The organism is Pseudopedobacter beijingensis (assembly GCF_042678145.1).
GTDB lineage: Bacteria > Bacteroidota > Bacteroidia > Sphingobacteriales > Sphingobacteriaceae > Pseudopedobacter > Pseudopedobacter beijingensis.
The window spans coordinates 467,224-481,982 of sequence record NZ_JBHUDG010000003.1 but is presented as its reverse complement, the minus strand read 5'-3'; the positions used below and the strand labels follow the sequence as shown (position 1 = coordinate 481,982).

Below are 14,759 nucleotides of genomic sequence, written 5' to 3'. Positions count from 1 at the left end.
ATGAGCAAAACAACCAAAAAACAGGACGCTCTTGATTACCACGCCCAAGGCAGACCTGGTAAGATAGAAGTAATTCCTACAAAACCTACAAGCACACAAAGAGACCTGACGTTAGCTTATTCTCCTGGTGTTGCCGATCCTTGTTTAGAAATATCAAATCAGAAAGAAGATGTTTATAAATACACGGCTAAGGGAAATCTGGTAGCGGTAATTAGTAACGGAACAGCAGTTTTAGGATTAGGAAATATAGGGCCCGAAGCCGGTAAGCCGGTAATGGAAGGTAAGGGGTTGTTGTTTAAGATTTTTGCAGATATAGACGTTTTTGATCTGGAACTAAATGTTAACGATGTAGATGGTTTTGTAAATATTGTAAAGGCATTGGAGCCTACTTTCGGTGGTATCAATCTGGAAGATATCAAAGCGCCAGAATGTTTCGAGATAGAGAGAAGGCTAAAAGAAGAAATGAACATTCCGGTTATGCATGACGATCAGCATGGTACGGCAATAATATCAGCTGCTGCACTACTGAACGCCTGCGAACTGCAGCATAAAAAATTAGAAGATTGTAAGATTGTGGTAAATGGGGCCGGTGCCGCAGCCATTTCATGTACCAGATTATATATATCCCTTGGAGCAGATAAAAATAAGGTAGTTATGCTCGACAGGAATGGCGTCATCAGAAATGACAGAGAAGAGCTTAATGCATTAAAAAAAGAGTTTGCTACAGATAGCGATGTCTTTACTCTGGAAGAAGCTATCAAAAATGCCGATGTATTTATAGGATTGTCATCAGCTGATGTATTGAGTGCAGATATGTTGCAGTCAATGGCACCAAATCCAATAGTATTTGCCATGGCTAATCCTAATCCAGAGATTGATTATGAGTTGGCTATAGCTACCCGGTCAGATATTATTATGGCAACCGGCAGATCAGACTATCCTAATCAGGTGAACAACGTATTAGGCTTTCCGTATATATTCCGTGGAGCATTAGACGTAAGAGCCACAGCCATTAACGAGGAAATGAAGATTGCTGCGGTAAGAGCCATTGCCGATCTGGCAAAACTGCCCGTTCCAGAATCTGTAAACCTGGCTTACAATTCCCGAAATCTTAGATTTGGAAAAGACTATATTATTCCCAAACCCGTAGATAACAGACTGATTACCATTGTTGCTCCGGCAGTTGCAAAAGCCGCTATAGACTCAGGAGTTGCAAAGTTTATTATCACAGATTGGGAGGCCTATGAAGATGAATTGAAGAAGCGTTTGGGGCTGGAGAATAAGATTATGCGAAATGTTTCAGACAAAGCAAAGTCAGCACCCAAAAGAGTTGTATTTGCAGAAGCAGATCATTATAAAATTCTAAAAGCAGCTCAGATAGTAAAAGAAGAAGGAATAGCCATCCCAATTTTACTGGGCGATAAAAAAGTAATCAACTCCATCATTCAGGAAAGTGCTTTGGACTTAGAAGGAGTAGAGATTATAAATCCGGAAGAAGAAAAAGAACTGACCGAAAAATTTGCACAATACCTGTACACCAAAAGGCAAAGGAGAGGGATTACGCTTACAGATGCCCGCAAATATATGCGAGACAGAACGTACTTTGGTGCAAGCATGGTGCAATTTGGTAATGCAGACGCATTAATTTCCGGATTAACCCGTAATTACGCAACCACAGTTAAACCTGCATTGCAAATTATAGATACCATGGAAGGGGTAAACCGTGTAGCTGGAATGTACATGATGATTACCAAAAAAGGCCCCGTTTTTATGGCAGATACCACCATTAATGTAAATCCAACAGCCGAAGAATTGGTTGATATTACCGTTTTGGTGAATAATGCCGTTAAACAATTCAATGTACAGCCTAAAATAGCTTTACTCTCCTATTCCAATTTTGGATCAAATGACGGAGCTATACCACAAAAAGTAAGAGATGCTGTCAATATATTGCATACTAAACATCCAGATATTGTAGTTGATGGAGATTTACAAGCTAACTTTGCTTTGAATGAAAATCTGTTGAACGAGAATTTTCCTTTCTCTAAGCTGGCGGGTGGAGTAGCCAATACTTTGGTTTTTCCAAATCTCGAATCCGGGAATATGGCCTATAAACTTTTACAGGAATTAGGTGAAGCACAGGCAATTGGTCCTATTTTATTGGGGATGAATAAGCCTGTACATATTTTACAGCTAGGAAGTTCGGTTAGAGAAATTGTAGATGTGGTGACCATTGCAGTGGTAGATGTACAGGAAAAGGAATTATCAAGAAACGATAATTAAGCATATATTTATCCCGTTTTAAGAGAGGAGCAATTTATGTACGAATATATCCAGGGAAAGTTGGTGTATAAGTGCCCAACCTATATTGTGATAGATGCAGGGGGGATAGGTTATCATATCCATATTTCACTAAATACATTTTCTTTGGTTAAAGACCAGGAAAATTGTAAACTTTATACGTGGTTACATGTTAAAGAAGACGGTCACACTTTATACGGTTTTGCAGATGAAGGAGAAAGAAGATTATTCCTGCATCTCATTTCTGTAAATGGTATCGGGCCAAGTACGGGTAGAATGATGCTTTCATCTATTTCACCAACAGAAATAGAAGATGCAATTATTAGAGGAGACGTCAACCTTATAAAAACGATAAAAGGAATTGGGCCCAAATCAGCTCAAAGATTGGTTATCGAACTTCAGGACAAACTGAAGAAAAGTGGAACAGGAACATTAATAGCTATTCCGCAAAACCATACAGCAAGAGAAGAAGCGCTAAGTGCATTGGTGATGTTGGGTTTTGTTAAAAACAGTGCCGAAAAAGCAGTAGACGTAGCTATTAGAAGTTCCGATAAAATTTTGTCAGTTGAAGAAATAATAAAAATTGCTTTAAAGAGTTTATAATTGAGAACTAACCAAACCTGCTTGAAAAGATTATCTAATAGTCTTATCTATAGACTTTGCATTTTTATACCCTCGCTTCTGATTACGCAAGTCAGCTTTGCACAAGAAAAAGAAGAAGCACCTAAGTTAAATTATCCGGTAAAGGACGATCAGGGGATATCTTTATCCAAACCAGGCGGAATATCTTTAGGAAATCCCAGCAATATAAAACGTACGGTAACTTATGATCCGGTAACCAAAAAATATATTGTAAAAGAAACCATTGGCAACAAAGAATACAGACCAACACAATACCTGACTTTTGCCGAATATCAGAAATTAGAGCAACAGCGGGTACAGCAAGAGTATTGGAACAATTTAGTGGTTTCTGGAGGAGAGCGTACCGAAAATGGACTGATACCTTCAGTAACAGTAAAAAGTAAATCCTTCGAGAAAATATTTGGAGGAAACACCATTAATATACAACCCAGAGGAACCGCAGATCTGACATTCTCGGGGCGTGTAAATAAAAACGAAAATCCGCTGTTTAACGAGAGACAGCGAGTACAAGGTAATTTTGATTTCGATCAACGGATTCAAATGAATCTGGCAGGTAATATTGGAGAAAAACTAAAAATAACAACCAATTACAATACAGAGGCTCAGTTTGATTTCGAAAACCAGGTAAAACTTGAATATACCGGATACAAAGACGAGATTTTACAGAAGTTTGAAGCCGGTATGGTTAGCTTCCCATTAAATACAACCCTTATTTCGGGAAGTCAGGCTTTATTTGGGGTAAAAGCACAATTGCAGTTTGGGCGTTTGGGGGTAACCAGTATCTACTCACAGCAAAAATCGCAGGCAAAAGAAATAAATATTACCAATGGTGCACAGCAAAACGAATTTAGGTTAACTACCGACAATTACGAAGCCAATAAGCACTATTTCCTAGGGCAATACTTTAGAGATAACTTCAATAAAGCGATGTCCAATTTACCTATTATGACCTCGCAGGTGAATATCACTAAAGTAGAAGTTTGGGTAACCAATAAAAGTAACAGTACGACAGACTCAAGGGATATATTGGCCTTTATGGATTTGGGAGAGAACGCACCTTTTAACAGTGTTACAAATCCCAATTTGATAGGAGGTAAATTTACTGGCGGAATGAGTGTATTACCCTCAGCTCTTAGTGATCCAAGTTTTCCTGCGCAGTCCAATAACCTTTTAAGTACAATTCCGGCAACCACAAGAAATACCAGTGACAATAGTTTGGATGCATTTTTTGCCACTACCAGAAAAACAGACAACTACGCAAAAATAACCTATGCCAGAAAACTAACAGAGAAAGAATATACTTTAAATCCCGTTTTAGGATATATTTCCTTAAATAGCTCGCTTAACTCTGATGAGGTTTTAGCGGTAGCTTACCGATATACCTATAACGGAAGGGAATATCAGGTAGGGGAGTTTTCAACTGACAGAGCAGTTAATTCTGCTAATCCAGAAGTGCTTTATGCAAAATTATTAAAGAATGAAACCATAAAAACCGATTTGCCGATATGGAAGCTGATGATGAAAAACATTTATTCCTTAGGAGCTTATCAAATCAGTAGAGAAGATTTTCGTTTAAATATATTTAGGTTAGATGAGTCAGGGGTAGAAAAACCATTGATGACGGAAGGGGCTACAAGCATTACCGGTAAAATGTGGATTCAGGCTTTAGGCTTCGATCGTTTGAACCAGCAAAACGATAAAAAACCAGATGGTTATTTCGACTTTTTAGAAGGCCAAACGATAGATTCACAAAACGGTAGAATTGTTTTTCCGTATATAGAGCCATTTGGTAACGACCTTGAGCAGATGTTAGGGAATGACGTTGCATTGATTAACAAATACGTTTATCAACCATTGTATGACTCCACCAAAACAATAGCCCAACAACTTTTCCCAAGCCTAAATCGTTATATTATTGCAGGAACATACCAGTCACAGGTAAGTTCAGAATTCCAGCTGAATGCAATTAACGTTCCCGAAGGTTCGGTAACAGTAACCGCAGGAACATTACAACTGACAGAAGGAGCCGATTTTACAGTAGACTATAATATTGGAAGAGTAAAAATATTAAACGATGCCTTGCTTAGTTCAGGTCAACCTATAAAAATCAGGTTAGAAAGTAACGAGTTGTTTGGTATCCAGCAAAAATCTTTATTTGGAACACGTTTTGACTATCGGGCAAACGAAAAACTGAATCTGGGAGCTACCATCATGAATTTGAAGGAAACCCCATTAACGCAAAAAGTTAATTTTGGAGAAGAGTCCATATCCAATACCATATATGGTTTTGATATTAACTATAATACCAATAGCCGTTTCCTGACAAAACTGGTAGATAAAATACCCTTAATTTCAACCAAAGAACAATCCTCGTTTACCTTTGGTGGTGAGTTTGCTAAATTTAATCCCGGACACCCTAAAGCATTAAACGGATCGGGAAGTAACGGCGGGGTAAGTTATATCGATGATTTTGAAGGTAGTCGTTCCATTATAGATCTGAAAAGTCCCATCGCATGGCAAATATCAGGTACACCACAGAAATTTCTGGAATCAAGCCTTAGTGATGATTTAGCATACGGATACAATAGGGCCAAGATGTCTTTCTTTACCATAGACCCTATTTTTTATAATAGAAGCGGAGGATTTACTCCTTCCAATATTGCCAATAATAAAAAAGAGCTTTCCAATCATTATGTAAGGGAGGTGCTAGAGACAGAAGTATTTCCTTTCAAGCAAATTCCTTCGGGAAGTTTGTTAACCTTGCCAACATTCAATCTCGCCTATTATCCAACTTTAAGAGGCCCTCATAACTATACAGCCTTGGATCTTAACCCCGATGGTACGTTTGCAAAACCAAAAGATAAATGGGGCGGTATTTTTAGAAAAATAGATAATAACGATTTCGAATCGCTAAATATTGAGTTTGTAGAAATCTGGATGATGGATCCTTTTATCTATAAAAAAGGTCAGCAAAATACAGGAGGAGAGCTGTACATCAATCTGGGGAATATCTCTGAAGATATATTAAAAGACGGTTACAAAAGTTTGGAAAATGCTCTGCCTGCAAATGGAGATATGAGTAAGGTGAAAGCTACCAAATGGGGACTTGTAGGAACAACCCAACCCGTTATACAGGCATTTGATAATAATCCGGAAATAAGAAAAAAGCAGGATGTTGGTTTAGATGGCTTGGATAATGAGGGGGAGCGACAGCATTTTGCCGGCGAACTAAATAATATTCTGCCACAATTAAACTCTGACGCTGCAGAAAAACTCAGAAATGACCCCTCTTCGGATGATTATGTTTATTACCGGGGGCCTCAGCTGGATCAGATGAACGCAGGTATCCTGAAAAGATACGAAAACTATAACGGTACAGAAGGAAACTCTAAAACCAGACAACAGTCTATGGACGAGTTGGGGATAGAAAACTCTGCTTCTACCTCTTTACCTGATGGCGAAGACATCAATCGCGACAACAACCTAACTCGGGCAGACGAGTACTATGAGTACAAAATAAAGCTTGATCCAAACCAAATGGAAGTAGGTCAGAATTATATCTCGGATAAAGTTATTGCAAAAGTTAAACTCGCAGACGGAAGTACAGACGAAGTAACCTGGTATCAGTTTAAAGTGCCTATAGCGCAGTACGATGATAAAAAAGGAGACATACAGGATTTTAAATCAATCAGGTTTATGAGAATGTATCTGACCAATTTTGCTGATACTACCGTTTTACGTCTGGCCAAATTGCAATTATTACGTGGGGAGTGGAGAAGATATAATGCCGAGAATAAAATCGATAAAGTACTGGTTGATGAAAGCATGGGCGCGCAACCTTCAGACGGGTCAACTATAGAAGTCACCACGGTAAATATAGAAGAAAACGGAACCCGTACGCCAATCCCTTATGTGGTGCCGCCGGGTATTGAGCGGGAAAGAGATTTCTCAAACTTCAGAGGAGATACCAGACAAAATGAGCAATCGCTGTCCGTTATTGTAAAGGGACTGAAAAAAGGCTATGCTCGGGCAGCATATAAAACAACAGTAAATGACGTGAGGGCATATAAACGATTAAAAATGTTTATTCACGCCGAAACTGCAGATAGAAACAATCCGCTGCATGATGGAGATGTTACAGCGTTTATCCGTCTGGGATCAGACTATCAGGATAACTATTATGAGTACGAAATTCCGTTGAAGATAACCCAGGATGGAACCCGTGATCCAGAACTGATATGGCCTCAGGAAAACTACATGGATTTGGAGTTTAGCCTATTGCAAAAAGTAAAGACAGAACGGAACAACGCCTTTAAAAATGGGGCTCCCTGGTCTCCGGCAGAACCATTTACCTATCAGGATGGTAAATATAAAATTACGATCAAAGGTCAGCCAGACTTAAGTAAGTTAAGAACCATTATGTTAGGGGCCAGAAATCCCCTGAGTGGAAATGGCTTAGATAAATCGGTAGAAATCTGGTTCAACGAATTAAGGCTGACAGATTTTGACGAAAGAGGAGGCTGGGCAGCTACAGCAAGAATGAATGCCAAGCTCGCCGATTTTGCCGATATAACCATGTCGGCAAGTAATAAGTCTATTGGTTTTGGTGGTTTAGAAACAAGAGTTAGTGAGATCAACCGTTCAGACGATCGGTATTTTGACCTGGCATCTAGCTTCGAGCTGGGTAAGTTTTTCTCCGATAGGTCGGGTATTAAGATTCCGATGTATTTCAACTATTCCAGTCAGATCAGTACACCCATGTACGATCCGAGGAATCCCGACATCGAGTTAAAGAATATACTGTCACAGCTTAACAGAGTGCAAAAAGATTCCATAATGGATTATGCACAAACACTAACTACCCGCAGAGGAATAAACTTTACCAACGTCAGAAAAATAAAAACCAATCCCGAATCTAAAGCCTATTTGTGGGATATAGAAAACTGGAGTTTAAGCTATGCTTATACAGAATACGATCATAAAGATTTTATTACTAGAAGTGCTAAACAAAAAACATACAGAGGAGCCCTTGCCTATAACTACAGCAAGCAGGCCGATTTTATGTCGCCTTTCAGTAAAAGCATCAAAAATAAAAACTTAACGCTGCTAAAAGACTTTAACTTTAATGTTTTGCCCAATGTGCTCAACTTTAGGGTAGAGGTAAATAGGTTGTATTCAGAAAATACGTTGCGGGATAATGATCCAATGAACTTTATTCCAATTAATACCACATTTAATAAAAACTTTAACATCAATAGGATATATGGTATCAGCTGGGATTTAACAAAATCCCTGAAACTGGATTTCAATGCGACCAATTTATCTGTTGTGGACGAACCGGAAGGTCGTATTACCGGATTAAAACGCGATACGGTATGGGCAAACCTGAAGAAACTGGGAAGAACCACAGACTATAATCACAATATAACCTTAAGTTATACCGTACCAATTAATAAACTTCCTTACCTGGATTTTATCAATCTGGTAACACGCTATCAGACTCAGTTTAACTGGATGACAGAACCTTTATTGAGCATGAATGATCCCGATCTTAACTTCGGTAATACCATTCAAAACTCAAGAGCAATACAGGTGAATCCAACGTTAAACATGAACACGTTATACAATAAGTTTGGGTTTTACAGAGAGATGAAGAAAAATAATGCAACGGGAATAGGCGCAGCCTTAACCAATGTATTATTCAGTATAAAAAATGTAAGCGGATCGTACATCAGGAACGATGGTACTTTCTTACCCGGCTATTTACCAAAAACCAATGCCTTTGGAGTAGACTTTTCTATGAATGCACCTGGTTTAGGCTTCATCCTGGGCTCTCAGGAAGACATAAGGTACAAAGCAGCAATGAATGGCTGGATAACAACGGACACCACCATGAACCAGCTTTACGTACAAAATCTAAATGAAAAACTAAACCTTCGGGGAACTTTAGAGCCTTTCAAAGATTTACGTATTGAGTTGACCATGTTGAAAAGCCAGAGTAAAAATTACACTACCAACTTTAGGTTTGATAACGACAGACAGGATTTTTACAGCTTAAGCCCAATTACCAGTGGTGATTATAGTATTTCTATCATTTCATTAGGAAGTGCATTTAAAGATAAGAATACACAGCATTCTAAGCTGTTCCAACAGTTTTTGACTAACAGAGAGGTCATATCTTCCAGGCTGGGACAAGCTAACCCTAACAGTACCGGTGTAGATAGCGAAGGATATGCTGACGGATATGGTAAAAACTCGCAAGATGTTTTAATCTCCTCATTATTGGCGGCATACTTAAATAAAGATGCCAATAGCATTAACTTAAACAGCTTTAGAAAAACGCCTGTTCCAAACTGGAGAATTACCTATAATGGCTTAACCAAATTACCTTATTTTAGTGACTTGTTTACTTCGTTTGACGTATCACACGGTTATAATTCAACATACAATGTCAACAGCTTTAGCTCACTGGTAAGGTACAGAGAAACCAATGGCGCCTCATCAGTAAGAGATATAAACGGAGACTTTTTACCGTTTTATCAGTTCTCACAGGTAACCCTGTACGAGCAGTTTGTGCCATTAATAGGTATAGATATGCGTTTTAAAAGCAATGTCACCATGAATGTGGAGTACAGAAAGTCCAGATCGTTAAGCTTTAGTATGGCTAACAGTCAGTTAGCGCAACAGAAAGACCAGGCGTTTGTCATCGGTTTTGGTTACCGTACAACCAATTTCCGTTTCCCGTTTGGACTGTTCAAGAGTGTGCTGCTTAAAAACGACCTGAATTTTAAAATGGATGTAGCTATCAGAGATAATAAAACGGTAATTTACAGGGCAGATGTAGACGATGCGGAAATTTCTGGAGGTTCAAAAAATATTACCTACAGGCCAAGTATTGACTATGTGGTCAATCAAAGGCTGAATATCCGTCTTTATTATGATACAAATATCACCAAACCATACACATCGCAAACGTTTAATACAGCATTCTCTAATTTTGGTGTAAATCTAAGATTCACCATTCAGTAAATAACAACAGATAATTTCTAATTTTGACGGATATAAAGGCAACAAGATGAGTAATAACGAAATATTTAAAAAATTAAGAGTGGCGTTGCAACTTAGGAACGACGAAATTGTGGATATTCTTAAGTTGGTGAATTTTAATATCTCGAAAAGCGAACTGGGAGCCTTTTTCAGGGCAGAAGATCATCCTAATTATAAAAAATGTGGAGATCAGGTTCTGAGAAATTTCCTGAACGGATTGGTAATCCATCTGAGGGGGGAAAAACCTGAACAAGACAAAAAAGAAGTTTCCCAGTCAGGTAATTTTAGCTAATTTTACATTTTGAAATAGACGATTATGAAATTTCCAAGCGAACTTAAATATACCAAAGATCACGAGTGGATTAAGGTTGATGGTGATGTAGCCTACATAGGTATAACAGACTTTGCCCAAAGAGAATTGGGAGACATTGTTTTTGTAGACATTAATACCGTAGGTACAGAAGTACAGGAAGGTGATGTATTTGGTACAGTAGAAGCCGTAAAAACAGTATCTGATTTGTTTATGCCCGTTACTGCTGAAATATTAGAAGTAAATGCAGGGTTAGACGCAAGTCCGGAATTGGTAAATACAGATCCTTATGGTGATGGCTGGATGGTAAAAGTAAGCCTGCCTTCATTAGATGGTGCTAACTTATTAACGGCCGAGCAATACCAGGATTTAATAGGAGCATGAGATGTTGAAAACCATAAAGTACCAACTTCCTGCAATTATCTGGAGTATTGTAGTGTTGGTACTTTGTAATGTTCCACCTTCCTCTTTCCAGACTGCACCAAAATTTTTCTTTGAAGGATTTGATAAAATGGCCCATCTGGGCTTTTTCTATGTATTAGCCGTACTGTTATTTTACGGGAAAATAAGACAGCAACGTAGCTATGAATACAGCTGGCTTACCATTATCAAAATAGTAGTGCTGACAGCCTGTATAGGAGGAGGAATAGAAATACTACAATGGAAGGTTTTTACTTACCGTTCTGCAGAATGGTGGGACTTTTTTTCGGACATGATTGGTGTCGGAATGGCTATCTTTAGTTACCTGTTATTACATAGAAGATTTAATCATGTTTAAAAGAACCGTACTATTCTTGTTTTTAACAACAGTGTCATTATTCATCACGTCCTGTTCCGTTCTTAAAAAAGATTGCAAGTGTCCTAAATTTTCTAATAGAAATGTAAATTTCTGATGACATGGAGCAAAGAAGAACAATCCTAAAACAGCTTATTTGGATTTATTATAAATAAGGTGTAATTTCGGTGCTGTCATTTAAGAAATAATATGAAGCTTTCTCAATTAAATAAAGGCGAACAAGGCATTATCAAAGAATTTACAGATTTAGAAATGTCTGTAAAATTAATGGAAATGGGATGTTTGCCCGGAGAGGTTATAAAGGTAGAAAGAATAGCTCCTTTAGGCTGTCCTATAGCTGTTAGCGTTTCTGGTTATCAACTATCATTAAGAAAACAGGAAGCTTCAACTATTGAATTAATTTAGAAAGTATTGGAAAGAAACTTGAAAGTAGCTTTAGTAGGTAATCCAAATACCGGTAAGTCTACTATTTTTAACGCACTCACAGGATTAAATCAAAAAGTAGGGAATTTCCCGGGTATCACTGTCGACAAAAAGACAGGTATCAGTAAACTTCCAAACGGAAAAACAGTTGATGTTATAGACTTACCCGGAACTTATAGTCTTTATCCTAAAAGTGCAGACGAAAGTATTGTATTTGAAGTTCTGTCAGACAAAACTAACTCTTCTTTTCCAGACCTGGTAGTGATAGTAGCAGACGCTACCAACCTCAAAAGAAATCTATTATTATATACGCAAATAGCCGATTTGAAAATCCCGGTTATTATTGCGTTGAATATGATGGATCAGGCAGAGAAGAGTAACATTGAAATAAATGTAGATGCCTTTTCCAAAAAATTAAATGTACCTGTAGTGCCCTTATCTGCAAGAAAGGGGCAGGGTATCAATAAGCTTAAAGAAGCTATATCACATTCTACACTACTGGCTTTGCAATTACCCACCATCAATGTGGCCGATATTGCACCAGCATTAATAGCAGAAATTCAGCAGGAGCTTAATGTAGAAAATCAGTATGCCGCTTTACAGATTGCCCATCAGCATGAGCATCTGAAATACCTGAGTCAGGAAAAAAGCGATCGGGTGGAGGAACTGGAACAAAAACACGGTTTCCATTCACAAAAAGCCCAGGCGAAAGAAACTATTGAGCGCTATAACTTTATTAACGAGATACTTGCAGATACAGTAAAATATAAATCAGTAGCTTTAGAAGAGAATATAAGCAACAAAATAGACCATGTGCTTACCCATAAGATATGGGGTTTTGTTATTTTCTTCGCAATCATGATGTTTGTGTTCAATGCCATCTTCTCGTGGGCAGAATATCCCATGGAACTTATAGAGAACCTGTTTGCATGGATAGGAGAAGTAGGTCATGAAAAACTTCCGGAAGGTTTATTCACCAGCTTATTATTGGATGGTATAGTGGCCGGATTAGGTGGAATAGTGGTCTTTATCCCACAAATTGCTATTCTTTTTGCATTTATTGCCATTTTAGAAGATACAGGATATATGTCCAGAGTAACTTTTATGATGGACAGATTAATGAGGAAAGTAGGACTTAACGGAAAATCAGTAGTTCCTATGATTGGAGGTCTGGCCTGTGCCGTTCCTTCTATTATGGCTGCCAGAAATATAGAAAGTTGGAAAGACCGGATGATTACCATTATGGTTACCCCTTTAATCAGCTGTTCGGCCCGTTTACCCGTTTATACCTTGCTAATTTCGTTGGTAGTACCAGATGAGAAAGTCTTTGGTTTCCTGAGTATGCAAGCATTGGTGTTAATGGCACTTTATTTAATAGGGTTTATCGCCGCTTTTTTAATCGCCTGGGTTATGAAAGTGATTATAAAAGCAAAAGACAGAGGATATTTTGTAATGGAGATGCCTGTTTACCGTATGCCCAGATGGAATAATGTGTTATTAACCATGTACGATAAGTCCAAAACATTTGTTTTGCAGGCAGGTAAGGTCATTATTGCAATTTCTATCATTTTATGGGTAATGGCAACTTTTGCCCCTGGCGACAGGTTCGAGAAAATAGACGAAAAGTATGCTACAGAATTAGCAAATGCTGATGATGAAGCCAAAGAGCATATAGAGGTTTTAATCTCTACCGAAAAATTAGAAAACTCTTATATAGGGTTGTTAGGGCATGCCATAGAACCTGTTATCCGCCCATTGGGATACGATTGGAAAATAGGGATTGGGTTAATAACATCTTTTGCAGCCAGAGAAGCTTTTGTAGGTACTATGGCAACCATTTATAGTGTAGATGGGGGAGAAGAAGATACCTCGACCATTAGAGAGCGTATGGCCGCTTCTATTAATCCCAATACGGGAATGCCGGTATATACTTTAGCGACAGGTGTTTCATTAATGCTGTTTTATGCCTTTGCTATGCAGTGTATGAGTACCGTAGCTATTGTACAGAGAGAGACCAAATCGTGGAAATGGCCATTGATACAGATTGGCTATATGACTTTAATGGCTTATGTGTGTGGGCTTATAGCCTATCAGTTATTAAAATAATAACAACGGTAACTCGTTCCACAAAAAATATCAATTCCAGATCATACAAATTCAGGGAGTTCTGTAAAAGAATCCTTTGGATTTGTATGTTGGAAATTATAATTTAGATAAATGAGAGGTGACGGAAATACGGAAATTTTATCTAACTATATGCCCGCAGAGGCCGCTCAAATTATTTCTGGCTGGATAAATCATTATCATTGCGAGTTTAAAATTACCAAAAACAGAAACTCCAAATTTGGAGATTACCGACCTCCCTATCAGGGAAAAGGGCATCGTATATCGGTAAATCATACCCTAAACCCTTATGCTTTTTTAGTAACTACCGTTCATGAATTTGCCCATCTGGTAACTTTTAACCAGTGGAAAAATAAAGTGAAGCCACACGGACAAGAATGGAAAGATACTTTTAAGAGGATGATGCTTCCCTTTTTTGCGTTAAATATACTTCCCAGAGATGTAGAAAGTGCTTTGGCTAAATATCTCAAGAATCCGGCAGCCTCCAGTTGTTCAGATGCCAATTTGTTTATCACCTTAAAAAAATACGATCAGGAAAAAAAGAGCGATAACGTATTGATTTCCGAAATACCAGAAAACCATAATTTCCAGATAAGCACTGGTCGGGTATTTAAGAAACTAGCTAAAAACAGAACACGTTATCGTTGTATAGAAATCAATACAGGAAAGATCTATCTGTTTAGTCCTCTGGCAGAAGTTTTACCCCTGAGTGGTTAATCAGAATTTGCAAATTCCATGTTCATTTCGACCGTAGCGGAGCGTAGTGGAGAAATCTGTTAGTTATAGAGGTAGGAACTGCTGAAGCTAGTGATAAGTTATAAATGATTAACGATGAACAATGAACGATGATCTGATCATGAAAAAATTCCATGTCATTTTGACCGTAGCGTAGCGGAGAAATCTGTTAGCGATAAAAGTAGAAACTATTTGAACTAGTAATAAATTATAAATGATTAACGATGAACAATGAATGATGATCTGATCATGAAAAAATTCCATGTCATTTTGACCCTAGCGCAGCGGAGAAATCTGTTAGTGCAGTTACCTCAGAAAAATAAAAAACAATCAATCTAATAACCTGAGTTCGATTAATATTTCATTGTTTTTGAGTGATTT

The 14,759-nt window shown here is 38.0% G+C and carries 9 protein-coding genes; all 9 read left to right on the top strand.

All coding sequences use genetic code 11. The features are described from left to right. The 9 genes from ACFSAH_RS03755 (at nt 1) to ACFSAH_RS03715 (ending at nt 14,360) form a co-directional block, all read left to right on the top strand. Nucleotides 1-2,283, top strand: a complete 2,283-nt coding sequence (locus ACFSAH_RS03755) for an NADP-dependent malic enzyme (RefSeq protein ID WP_379661357.1) — start codon at nt 1-3, stop codon at nt 2,281-2,283. Between the two features lie 36 nt (nt 2,284-2,319). Continuing rightward, nucleotides 2,320-2,904 (top strand): Holliday junction branch migration protein RuvA, encoded by a 585-nt coding sequence (ruvA, locus tag ACFSAH_RS03750; protein WP_379661356.1) that lies wholly within the window; start codon nt 2,320-2,322, stop codon nt 2,902-2,904. Nucleotides 2,905-2,925: 21 nt separating this feature from the next. Further along, a complete protein-coding gene (sov, locus tag ACFSAH_RS03745) occupies nt 2,926-9,972 on the top strand; it encodes a T9SS outer membrane translocon Sov/SprA (RefSeq protein WP_379661355.1) in 7,047 nt (2,348 codons plus the stop codon). A 46-nt stretch (nt 9,973-10,018) separates the two neighbouring features. After that, nucleotides 10,019-10,282, top strand: coding sequence for a DUF1456 family protein (locus ACFSAH_RS03740; RefSeq protein WP_379661354.1), 264 nt, complete (start codon nt 10,019-10,021; stop codon nt 10,280-10,282). Between the two features lie 24 nt (nt 10,283-10,306). After that, nucleotides 10,307-10,684: a glycine cleavage system protein GcvH gene (gcvH, locus tag ACFSAH_RS03735; RefSeq protein WP_379661353.1), complete on the top strand. Its 378-nt coding sequence runs from the start codon at nt 10,307-10,309 to the stop codon at nt 10,682-10,684. A 1-nt stretch (nt 10,685) separates the two neighbouring features. After that, on the top strand, nt 10,686-11,078 hold the full coding sequence (locus tag ACFSAH_RS03730; RefSeq protein ID WP_379661352.1) for a VanZ family protein: 393 nt from the start codon (nt 10,686-10,688) through the stop codon (nt 11,076-11,078). 207 nt (nt 11,079-11,285) lie between these two features. Then, nucleotides 11,286-11,501 (top strand): FeoA family protein, encoded by a 216-nt coding sequence (locus tag ACFSAH_RS03725; RefSeq protein ID WP_379661351.1) that lies wholly within the window; start codon nt 11,286-11,288, stop codon nt 11,499-11,501. A gap of 6 nt (nt 11,502-11,507) precedes the next feature. Then, the gene (gene feoB, locus ACFSAH_RS03720; RefSeq protein WP_379661350.1) at nt 11,508-13,625 is read left to right on the top strand and encodes a ferrous iron transport protein B; all 2,118 of its coding nucleotides are present in this window, start codon (nt 11,508-11,510) and stop codon (nt 13,623-13,625) included. Between the two features lie 111 nt (nt 13,626-13,736). Next, entirely contained in the window at nt 13,737-14,360 is a 624-nt protein-coding gene (locus tag ACFSAH_RS03715; protein WP_379661349.1) for a SprT-like domain-containing protein, read from the top strand. Nucleotides 14,361-14,759 lie beyond the last annotated feature (399 nt).

Coding starts and splice junctions, on each gene's coding strand:
- ACFSAH_RS03755 (WP_379661357.1), top strand. CDS start 1: ATGAGCAAAACAACCAAAAAACAGGACGCTCTTGATTACCACGCCCAA.
- ruvA (WP_379661356.1), top strand. CDS start 2,320: ATGTACGAATATATCCAGGGAAAGTTGGTGTATAAGTGCCCAACCTAT.
- ACFSAH_RS03740 (WP_379661354.1), top strand. CDS start 10,019: ATGAGTAATAACGAAATATTTAAAAAATTAAGAGTGGCGTTGCAACTT.
- gcvH (WP_379661353.1), top strand. CDS start 10,307: ATGAAATTTCCAAGCGAACTTAAATATACCAAAGATCACGAGTGGATT.
- ACFSAH_RS03730 (WP_379661352.1), top strand. CDS start 10,686: ATGTTGAAAACCATAAAGTACCAACTTCCTGCAATTATCTGGAGTATT.
- ACFSAH_RS03725 (WP_379661351.1), top strand. CDS start 11,286: ATGAAGCTTTCTCAATTAAATAAAGGCGAACAAGGCATTATCAAAGAA.
- ACFSAH_RS03715 (WP_379661349.1), top strand. CDS start 13,737: ATGAGAGGTGACGGAAATACGGAAATTTTATCTAACTATATGCCCGCA.